This window comes from Amphibacillus sediminis NBRC 103570, assembly GCF_001552275.1.
Classification (GTDB): domain Bacteria; phylum Bacillota; class Bacilli; order Bacillales; family Amphibacillaceae; genus Amphibacillus_B; species Amphibacillus_B sediminis.
In genome coordinates this window covers 1-6382 of sequence record NZ_BCQW01000051.1, presented here as the reverse complement: position 1 = coordinate 6382, position 6382 = coordinate 1, and the positions used below count along the sequence as shown (strand labels likewise).

Here is a 6382-nt window from a genome sequence, read left to right as displayed (position 1 = left end):
TCTTTTGTATCAGGCTGCTAATCAATTGGAACTTTTGTTGCTAAAGAAAAGCGTATTTTTAACGCTTTTCTGGGAGCATGGACTTATCAGCTTACCAATCAATTTCACAATTATAAGTCTTACAAATCTCGATAAAGGAGAGAAACCTCTTCAAGAAAAAATACATGTACAAGTAAGCTCTGCTCTCAAGAATCTCCCACTTCAAAAAGCTCGTAAGTATGTTAGGTGAGGGAGTTCAACATATAGACTGCTGATAGATGTACAAGTTTTTAATAAAAGGTAGAAATAGAACGAAAAAACATTTTCAAATTCGAAAGTTCGTGTTTAGGGGGAATAACGATGTATAAATGGAATAATAAGTTAATAAAATGCGAGTATCACCCTGAAATCCTAACATTGTTAAAAAATCTAACTAAAAAATTTGTTTTTATACGTAAAAGTTTTGTAAATAGTATTGACTTGTTTACATTAGTAAATAATAATGGTTGATAGAAGTAAATGATAAATGACATAAATCAAGGGGGATTTATTTTGTTCAAGCGTTTAGGTTTTGTATTGTTAACAGTGTTGAGTATTCTAGCATTAGTTGCTTGTGGTCAAGATGGAGAGGGTCAGCAAGCAGATCAAGGTGATGATAATGATACAGAAGAAGTTAAAGAATTGGTAATGGGCTTCATCCCTTCTCAAGATGCAGCAAATATTGCAACAACAGCTGAGCCTTTAGAGGAATTTTTATCAGAAGAGTTAGGCATTCCTGTTCGTGCAGAGGTTATGGTTGACTTTAGTGGTTTGATCGAAGCGATGAGAACCCAAAAGGTTGATATCGGTTTCTTAAATCCATTTGGTTTTGTACAAGCGGAAGATCGTGCTGATGTTGAGGTTATTTTGAAGTCAGTACGTAATGGAGAAGAATCTTATGTTGCTCAGTATACTGTACCGGCGGATTCTCCGATTCAATCAATTGAAGATATTGTTGAAACTGAAGGTTTAGTTTGGGCATATGCAGACGATTTATCAACATCAGGATTCTTATTCCCTGCTAAGCAATTAATCGATATGGGCGTCGAAGATCTTGATGCGCATTTCCAACGCCTAAGTGTTGGTGGTCATGACAATGCAATGATGCAGTTAATTGATGGACAAGCTGATTTTGCAACAACATTTGAAGATGCACGTGATACATTAGCTGATGAATTTGAAGATGTATATGATCGCTTACGTGTAATTGGTACGACAGATCCAATTCCTAACGACACTATCTCAGTAAGAAGTGAGCTTTCTGATGAATTGAAGCAACAAATTACTGATGCATTTATGAGCTTAAACGAAAACGAAGAAATGATTGATATCATGCGTGAAATTTATACGTGGGACGGTGTCGCTGTTGCTGAATCTTCAGACTACGATATCGTACGTGACGTATTTGCTCAATTTGAAGATGATTTAGCAAATTAAGCTTGCGCAGGATTAAAAATGAGAATGATAAAAGAGTGTCTGCTATCACCTTTTATTTTGGTGGTAGCCAGACGCTTCTTTTCTGTTTTGAGGAAATAGGTGTGAGCACGGAAACAATCCAACAGTTGGGAAGGTGAGTAGCTTTGATCGAGATCAAAAACATGTCCTTGGTCTATCCAAATGGGCATCAAGGGTTGAAGAATATTAATGTAACCATTAATGATGGTGAGTTTGTTGTTATCGTTGGGATGTCTGGGGCCGGAAAATCCTCCTTAATTAGAAGTATAAATCGGATGGTGACACCAACTGATGGAGAGCTTCTTCTAGATGGTGAAAATATTCTTGAATTTAGAGAAAAGAAATTACGCGAATTAAGAACAAATGTTGGGATGGTCTTTCAAAACTATAACTTGGTTAAGCGAATGTCGGTATTACGTAATGTAATGGCGGGTAGATTAGGGCATACTAATACCTTTAAAAGCCTTTTAGGTTTGTTTTCTCAACAGGATCTTCAGCTAGGGATGGCCAATTTGAAGCGGGTTGGTATTGAAGAGAAAGCTTACGTGAGAGCAGACCAGCTAAGTGGAGGGCAACAGCAAAGGGTTAGTATTGCGCGTGTATTAACACAGCAGCCTAAGGTTATTTTGGCAGACGAGCCAGTAGCAAGTTTAGATCCGCCAACCTCACATAAGGTTATGAAGGACTTAAGACGAGTCAGTAAAGAGGATAATTTAACGACGATTGTTAACTTACACTTTATTGATATGGCAATGGAGTATGCTGATCGAATCATTGGTCTTCGCGATGGAGAGCTTGTATTTGATGGTCCGATAAGTGAGGTAACAGAGCAAACATTCGAGGAAATTTACGGTCGACCGATTAAAGATGGCGACCTTCTTGGGGGCGAAGAAGAATAATGGAACAGAATAAAGCCAATCAGTCTTCTGAGCTTCAACGATATAGTATAACGACAGCTAAGTTTAAGTGGTTATTATTGATTATGATAGCCGTTGTAGTTGGGCTATATACCTTAGCTGTATACCAGACCGACGCTTTCCCTGAACGAGTTATTGAAGGGTTACCCATTATTTTTAACTTTATGGTAGAGGATTTATTTCCGCCAAACTGGGGTTATTTAAACCGAGTGGCAACGAGTTTATTAGAAACATGGAACATGGCTTTAATTAGTACGACTTTCTCGGCTATTTTAGCCCTGCCTTTAAGTATGGTAGCAGCAAGTAATATTAATCGTAATCGCCTTTTTTACCAAATTGTTCGTAATTTTTTAAATATTTTACGTACGGTTCCGGAAATAATCTTGGCTGTTTTGTTCGTAGCGTTGGTAGGGATCGGTTCTGTCTCGGGTATACTAGCCTTAACCGTATTCTCACTAGGTATTCTAGCAAAATTAGTCAGTGAAACGATAGAAGCGGTTGATCCAGGACCTATCGATGCCATTCGTGCATCAGGAGGAAACACCCTCCAAGTCATCGTCTATGGCGTCATGCCGCAAATTCTACCACAATATGCATCTTACACACTCTATGTACTGGAGATTAATGTGAAAGCGTCAGTTGTACTAGGCTTTGTTGGAGCAGGTGGTATCGGTATTATTCTTCAACAGCAATTAAAGATGTTTAATTATGCTAATGTTGCAACCATTGTTTTCATGACATTTCTGACGATTACAGCTATTGATTTGGTAAGTAATCGCCTAAGGGAGCGATTAGAATAATGAGTGAACAGAAAATATCATTACGCAAGGCTCAAACCAAACGAGGTAAGATTATCTTTTATTTGACTTTACTTATTCTAAGCATACTTTATCTAGTGGCTATATCAAAAACAGAGTTTAGCATATCAAGCTCGCAGGCATCACCACTTGAAACATTAAGAAGAATCTTTATTGTTCCGATCACAAATGGGGATTATATTGTCCAGTTTCCTGAGTATATTGGCTATATGCTTGAAACAATTGCGATTGCATTTGCGGGTGGTGTTGTAGCTACATTATTAGCTATACCAATTGCCTTTCTCGCCGCGCGTAATATATCTAAGAAATTTTCTTATATTGGTAAAGCAATTTTGAATGCAATTCGTGCTATTCCTGAGTTAATCTTTGCTATTATTTTTGTAGCAGCGGTCGGTATTGGCCCGTATGCTGGGGTATTGGCAATAAGTATTAATTCGATTGGAATGCTTGGTAAATTATATGCTGAAGTGATTGAATCAATTGACTTAAGTACAGTTGATGCGATTAGGGCGAGTGGTGGTAATCGGCTGCAAGCGATTTGGTATGGGGTGCTGCCACAGGTTTTGCCTGAGTTCTCTTCTTATTCTATCTATCGATTTGAAATTGATGTCCGTGCTTCAACAGTCCTTGGGATAGTGGGTGCCGGTGGGATTGGTGCTCCTTTAATATTAGCCACCTACCAACGTAACTGGGAAGACGTAGGATTGATATTAATCGTCGTTATTGTCTTTGTTAGCTTAATTGACTTTTTAAGTGGTAAAATACGCAAAAAACTAGTATAATTTATGATTACACCGGATGAGGATCAGTTGAGGTTCTCATCCCTATTTTTATCGCAGTGTAACTGGCAGTAAGACTGCCACTACACGAAATAAAGGAACACATCATGTCTAAGTGGGAGATCGAACAGCCAGTAACGGCCTGATTGGTTCAACTAACGTTCAGCGGGGGAGAGAGGAAGCTGACTAAGTTCGCGACGACGTGTCGCAACGTCTGCACGAACAGATCCTATGTGTCGAACCTCCCACTGAACGAAGTTTCACTTTATCAATTATTGATCATAAACAAACGTGTATCTAGATAAGTTCAAAGTAGACATTTTAGGAGGACAAGAGATGACACATCAAGAAATCTATCAATTAGCCAAAGAATGGACCTATGAAGCGGGTGAAATTCTAAGAAAGGCTGTTACGGAGCAATTAACAGTAGAATATAAAACATCAGCAGCGGATCTTGTAACGGAGAAGGACAAGGAAATAGAGCGCTTTTTTGCTAATAAAATTAATCAAGTATTTCCTACCCATTTTTTATTAGGTGAAGAAGGCGTACAAAAAGACCAGGCCTATCAGCCGGAAGAAGAAACAGTATGGATTGTTGATCCAATTGACGGTACGACAAATTTTGTCCATACTAAAGCGAATTTTTCTATTTCTGTCGCTGTCTATGTTAAGGGAGAACCGGTAATTGGCATTATTTATGATGTGATCAAGGATGAAATGTTTCATGTGCTAGTAGGTGCTGGACTTTATATCAATGATCGGCCAGCTGAGACAGCTTTAGCTGAACGAGAAATTGAAGAAGCGTTAATTTGCATTAACCATCTATGGCTAGCGCCGAATCCATATATTAACGAAATAAAGATGCAAAAAATGGTAGGAGATATCCGAGGTTTCCGTTGTATTGGATCGGCAGCTTTAGAGCTTGCGTATGTAGCTACCGGGCGTATGGATGGGGCGATTTTTAATGGATTAGGCCCATGGGATTATGCAGCTGGCTATGTGATGTTAAAGGAACAAGGTCTGGTATGTACAACAACAGCTGGTGACGTGATTAATCCATATCAACATTCACCTATATTAGCAGCAAGTCAAGCATTACATACCAAGATTTTAAACGATTATATTGAGTTAAAGAATTAGGAAAGGATGTACCGATGGAAAAGCTTTATATCTTTGATCTTGATGGAACTTTATATGAAGAAACAGACCACTTTGATTATTATGCTCAGCAATTAATGGAACTTGTCCCAGCTAATGATCGGCATGATTTTTGGGAAGACTATTTGGCGATGAAAGCAGGTGAGCATACTGTTAATATTGGCAAGGCCTATGATGTCCAACGTGATATAATTGTAACCCTCGATCCATTAACATTAAAGGCTAAAGCTGCCCATCAGTGGGATGGAACTGATGTGCCTGATGTGAAATCACTCTACGGTGAGCAAGCACTATCGTTTGATTTCAATTCACTTGTCGCTATTGGAGATGGTTGGTGGCTACCGTTCGCTTGTGCAAAACACTATGGTGTTACCGATACGCAAGCGAGCTATCAAGCGACAAAGGCTTATATGGTGACCGATAAGTTTCAACTTTCGGAAATTGGAGGCTTGCGCTCATTTTTACTTCGACTTAAAAAGGGGCATCCGATTGTGCTAATGACGAATAGTGATCGTGCTGATGTCAATCGGTTGCTTAGTGAACTAAATTTATCTGGCGTGTTTAATCATATTATCTCACTTGCTAAAAAACCAGAGAAAACACGATATTATTTTGAGCATCTACATCATTTATATCAATGTCCGTTTGAACAGATGGTTTCGATAGGAGACAATTTTATTAATGAGATTGCTCCTGCTCTTATGCTTGGTATGAAAGCTATTTACTTATCCTCTCATGATACTGTTGGCCATCATCACAACTTAACACAATACCGCTCTATTCGTGAATGGTTTGATCAGGTAGATGAGGATTAATATTTATTGAATGAATTTTAATCATGCAAGGTACAACCCCAGCTGAATATAGTTACATCCTCACAGGTTTTTAGTTGAAATTGATCTCAGTGTAACTGGCTGGGGCTGCGAATACTCGCCCCGAAGAGCTTTTGCAAGCCTCCCACTTTAGGAAATAAGGGAACAGGTCATGTCTAAGTGGGAGATCCAACAGCCAGTAACGGCCCGATTGGTTCAATACAGTGGGTGAAGGAAAAAACCCCACTGAACGAAGTTTCACTTTATCGAGTGAAACTCAATAAAATCTGGGCGCAAATACGCCAAAGGCGCATTTGATTTAAGCGACAGTTGCTGGATTAATAGAGCACTAATACTTGCAAAAGGTGTTAGTCAATTAGTCAGTACTGATAGAATACTCTATTATCAGCTTATTATCTCTTTAA

7 protein-coding genes are annotated in these 6382 nt (G+C 38.7%); all 7 read left to right on the top strand.

Annotated features, from left to right (window positions below):
* On the top strand, window positions 1-229 hold a 229-nt coding region (locus tag ASE01S_RS16125), incomplete at its 5' end, for a hypothetical protein (RefSeq protein WP_217995669.1).
* 302 nt (window positions 230-531) lie between these two features.
* Window positions 532-1455: a phosphate/phosphite/phosphonate ABC transporter substrate-binding protein gene (locus ASE01S_RS15115; protein WP_083512176.1), complete on the top strand. Its 924-nt coding sequence runs from the start codon at window positions 532-534 to the stop codon at window positions 1453-1455.
* A 143-nt stretch (window positions 1456-1598) separates the two neighbouring features.
* Complete coding sequence (gene phnC / locus ASE01S_RS15110) at window positions 1599-2372, top strand: phosphonate ABC transporter ATP-binding protein (protein WP_067844341.1); 774 nt, start codon at window positions 1599-1601, stop codon at window positions 2370-2372.
* Complete coding sequence (gene phnE, locus ASE01S_RS15105; protein WP_067844339.1) at window positions 2372-3190, top strand: phosphonate ABC transporter, permease protein PhnE; 819 nt, start codon at window positions 2372-2374, stop codon at window positions 3188-3190. The genes phnC and phnE (ASE01S_RS15105) overlap by 1 nt, the downstream gene beginning before the upstream one ends.
* A complete protein-coding gene (phnE, locus tag ASE01S_RS15100) occupies window positions 3190-3990 on the top strand; it encodes a phosphonate ABC transporter, permease protein PhnE (protein ID WP_067844336.1) in 801 nt (266 codons plus the stop codon). The genes phnE (ASE01S_RS15105) and phnE (ASE01S_RS15100) overlap by 1 nt, the downstream gene beginning before the upstream one ends.
* 333 nt (window positions 3991-4323) lie before the next feature.
* On the top strand, window positions 4324-5127 hold the full coding sequence (locus ASE01S_RS15095; protein WP_067844334.1) for an inositol monophosphatase family protein: 804 nt from the start codon (window positions 4324-4326) through the stop codon (window positions 5125-5127).
* Between the two features lie 14 nt (window positions 5128-5141).
* Window positions 5142-5960 (top strand): HAD family hydrolase, encoded by an 819-nt coding sequence (locus tag ASE01S_RS15090; RefSeq protein WP_067844331.1) that lies wholly within the window; start codon window positions 5142-5144, stop codon window positions 5958-5960.
* Window positions 5961-6382: the final 422 nt, after the last annotated feature.

Coding starts and splice junctions, on each gene's coding strand:
- phnE (WP_067844339.1), top strand. CDS start 2,372: ATGGAACAGAATAAAGCCAATCAGTCTTCTGAGCTTCAACGATATAGT.
- ASE01S_RS15095 (WP_067844334.1), top strand. CDS start 4,324: ATGACACATCAAGAAATCTATCAATTAGCCAAAGAATGGACCTATGAA.
- ASE01S_RS15090 (WP_067844331.1), top strand. CDS start 5,142: ATGGAAAAGCTTTATATCTTTGATCTTGATGGAACTTTATATGAAGAA.
- phnE (WP_067844336.1), top strand. CDS start 3,190: ATGAGTGAACAGAAAATATCATTACGCAAGGCTCAAACCAAACGAGGT.